The sequence below is a fragment of the Brevundimonas sp. genome (genome assembly GCF_016463295.1).
Taxonomy (GTDB): Bacteria; Pseudomonadota; Alphaproteobacteria; order Caulobacterales; family Caulobacteraceae; genus Brevundimonas.
Genome location: NZ_JAEMRO010000141.1, coordinates 1 through 2,978, shown reverse-complemented (window position 1 = coordinate 2,978; position 2,978 = coordinate 1). Strand labels below are relative to the sequence as shown.

Genomic DNA, 2,978 nt, shown 5'->3' with positions numbered 1-2,978 from the left:
CGGTGACCGTGTCCATGGCGGACGAGGTCAGCGGGATGTTCAGCCTGATGTCGCGGGTCAGCTGCGTCGAGACGTCCGCGTCTGCGGGCATGATCTCTGACGGGCCGGGTTCCAGCAAAACATCGTCGAAGGTAAGCCCTTCGCGTATCTCCATGAGGAGTCTCCGTTTTGCGGGCCGCGTATAACGCCCGACAGGCAGGAACCGCAAGGCCTGCCGCGACCTATAGGGACGATAACGACTTTTGGCTTGCGCCGCGTGGCCCCGCCCCCACATTCTGAGCACCTATGGTCCGCGCCATCCTCACCACCGCCCGTCGCCTTGCGCTGAAGATCGCCAGCTATGGCGTGATGCACCTGGTCGTCGCGATTCTGGTGGCGTTCGCGATCACGCGCGACTGGCGGCTGGCCTTGGCGGTCGGGGTCATCGAGCCCTTCTTCCAGACCATCGCCTATTCGATCCACGACCGCGTCTGGCACCGGGTTGAGCGGCGCGGCATGCTGACCGGCGTCGAGGAAGCGTCCGAGGCCTTCACCGCCCGACTGGGCATGATGACGCCCGAAGAACAGACCCGCGCCCACGGCCACGCTCTCGGCTTCGGCTCCCATGCCGGCCACAGCCACGCCCTGCCCCGCTCGTTCAAGCAGATCGCTGCCAAGACGGTCACCTATGGCGTCATGCACTTTGCCGTCGCCGTCGCCGTCGCCTTCGCCCTGACCCGCAACTGGCAACTGGCCTTGGCCATCGGCACGATCGAGCCTCTGGTCCAGACCCTGTTCTTCACGGTGCATGACCGGGTCTGGACGCGGATCGAGGCCAGGAAGGCCCGACGCGCGGCGGATCTGGCCGAGGTCTGAGACCTACTTCCGGTTCATCGCCACCAGGAACACTTCGGCACTGTCCTTCCGGCTCGACGACGGCTTGACGTATTTCACCGTCTCGAACTCGGCCCTCAGCCGCGCCAGAACCCCGCCGGCATCGCCGCCCTGGAAGTTCTTGGACACGAAATGCCCGCCCGGCTTCAGCGTGCGGATGGCGAAGTCGGCGGCGATCTCGATCAGGGCGATGATCTTCAGGTGGTCAGTCTGGCGATGGCCGACGGTGTTGTGCGCCATGTCGGACAGGACCACATCGGGACGGCCGCCCAGCAGATCGATCATCTGCTGATCCACCCCCGGATGGGTGAAATCGGCCTGGACCAGTTCGGCCCCGGGTATGGGCTCGATCATCAGCAGGTCGACCCCGACCACCGACTTGGCCCCCTTCTTCAGCGCCACCTGCACCCAGCCGCCCGGCGCGGCCCCCAGGTCGATGACCCGGCTGCCCGTCTTGATCAGGTGAAACCGCTCGTCGATCTCCAGCAGTTTGAAGGCCGCACGGCTGCGCCAGCCCTCGGCCCGGGCGCGCTCGGACCATTTGTCGGACAGCTGGCGCTTGATCCATTGCTGGCTGGACATCGACTTGGTGTCCGCCGTCTTCATCTTGGTGCCCATGCCCCGGCCAGAGGCCGTGCCGCCCGACGGAGGGCGGACCATGCGGCGGCGCTCTGGCGCAGGAGGGGTCTTTTCGTCGTCACTCATCCTTCCCACATAGCCGGGACGGCCTTCACGGGCTATGACCCCCGCCAGATTCAACACATGGAGCGCGCCGATGGCCGACGAAACCCTGACTTTCAAACTCGACACCGGTGACGGCGAAGACCGCAACGTGGTCATCAAGCTGCGCCCCGACCTGGCTCCCGGCCATGTCGCGCGCATCACCGAACTGGCGCGTGAAGGCTTCTATGACGGTGTGGTCTTCCACCGCGTCATCGCCGGCTTCATGGCACAGGGCGGCGATCCGACAGGCACGGGCACCTCGGGCTCCAAGAAGCCGAACCTGAAGCAGGAGTTCTCCAAGCAGCGCCACGCGCGCGGCGTCTGCTCCATGGCCCGCACCAGCGATCCGAACAGCGCCAACAGCCAGTTCTTCATCTGCCTGGACGACGCCTCCTTCCTGGACGGCCAGTACACGGTCTGGGGCGAAGTGATCGAGGGCATGGACCACGTCGATGCTCTGCCCAAGGGCGAACCGCCCCGCAATCCGGGCAAGATCGTCACCGCTACGGTGGCCTGAAGACTATGATTTCCGGTGCGGTTCGCAACGAACTAATCGCGCGCTACGGCGAGCCGCACCGGCGCTATCATACGATGACGCATATCGAGGACTGTCTGGCTCAGGTTACGGCGTCGACGGATTTTTCAGACGAACAACGCCGCCTCATGGAGGTCGCCATCTGGTTCCACGACGCGGTCTATGACGCGACACGCCATGACAACGAGGCCGAGAGCGCAAGGCTAGCTGTTGAGCGGCTGAAGGCTGAAGGCGCGAACCAGACTTTCATCGATGAAGTCAGCCGCCTGATTATGCTGACAGCCGGGCATTTCGTTGAGCCTGACGATGCCATCGGAGCCCGACTTGTCTCGATCGACCTGTCGATCCTCGGTGCTGAACCCGAGCGATATGACACCTACGCCGCGGCTATCCGACACGAGTACGGGCACGTGCCTGAGCCTTTATACCGAGCCGGACGCGCGGCGATCCTCAGTCGATTTCTGGAAAGTGAGCCGCTGTTCGCCGACCCGATCTTGGCCAGGCGATACGAGACACGGGCGCGCGCCAATCTGGCACGCGAAATCACCAGTCTGACCGCCTGACTATTCGATCTCGACGACCTCAACCCTCGGCCCGTTAAGCACCAAGGCAATCTCGCCGCGCTTCAGCTTCAGCGCATCCTCGCCGAACAGCTGGCGACGCCAGCCCTTCAGAGCGTCCACGTCCGCCTGGTCGTCCAGGGCGATCTTTTCCAGATCCGCGACATTGGCCAGCAGCTTGGTCGCCACGCCGGCATTGTCGCTCTTGGCCTTCAGCAGCACCTTCAGCAGCTCGACCACCGAGGGCGGTGCGGGCTGGTTGTGGCCGGGACGCTCCAGCTTGGGCG

At 64.6% G+C, this 2,978-nt stretch carries 5 protein-coding genes and 1 pseudogene; 3 read left to right on the top strand and 3 right to left on the bottom strand.

Annotated elements, in window-relative coordinates; all coding sequences use genetic code 11:
• A partial coding sequence (locus JHC81_RS14225; RefSeq protein ID WP_292175767.1) for an IMP dehydrogenase occupies positions 1-154 on the bottom strand: 154 nt, incomplete at its 3' end.
• 131 nt (positions 155-285) lie between these two features.
• On the opposite strand from JHC81_RS14225, the gene JHC81_RS14220 reads away from it, so the two are divergent.
• A complete protein-coding gene (locus JHC81_RS14220) occupies positions 286-855 on the top strand; it encodes a DUF2061 domain-containing protein (protein ID WP_292175765.1) in 570 nt (189 codons plus the stop codon).
• A 3-nt stretch (positions 856-858) separates the two neighbouring features.
• Here JHC81_RS14220 and JHC81_RS14215 read toward each other — a convergent pair whose 3' ends face one another.
• The gene (locus JHC81_RS14215; protein ID WP_292175764.1) at positions 859-1,578 is read right to left on the bottom strand and encodes an RlmE family RNA methyltransferase; all 720 of its coding nucleotides are present in this window, start codon (positions 1,576-1,578) and stop codon (positions 859-861) included.
• Positions 1,579-1,648: 70 nt separating this feature from the next.
• Between JHC81_RS14215 and JHC81_RS14210 the strand changes: the two genes are divergently transcribed.
• Positions 1,649-2,113, top strand: coding sequence for a peptidylprolyl isomerase (locus JHC81_RS14210; RefSeq protein WP_292175762.1), 465 nt, complete (start codon positions 1,649-1,651; stop codon positions 2,111-2,113).
• Between the two features lie 5 nt (positions 2,114-2,118).
• Positions 2,119-2,694, top strand: a complete 576-nt coding sequence (locus JHC81_RS14205) for a phosphohydrolase (RefSeq protein WP_292175761.1) — start codon at positions 2,119-2,121, stop codon at positions 2,692-2,694.
• Here the strand turns inward: JHC81_RS14205 and JHC81_RS14200 are convergent.
• Positions 2,695-2,978: pseudogene (locus JHC81_RS14200) on the bottom strand (ribonuclease D); the annotation flags it as partial.

Coding starts and splice junctions, on each gene's coding strand:
- JHC81_RS14210 (WP_292175762.1), top strand. CDS start 1,649: ATGGCCGACGAAACCCTGACTTTCAAACTCGACACCGGTGACGGCGAA.
- JHC81_RS14220 (WP_292175765.1), top strand. CDS start 286: ATGGTCCGCGCCATCCTCACCACCGCCCGTCGCCTTGCGCTGAAGATC.
- JHC81_RS14215 (WP_292175764.1), bottom strand. CDS start 1,578: ATGAGTGACGACGAAAAGACCCCTCCTGCGCCAGAGCGCCGCCGCATG.
- JHC81_RS14205 (WP_292175761.1), top strand. CDS start 2,119: ATGATTTCCGGTGCGGTTCGCAACGAACTAATCGCGCGCTACGGCGAG.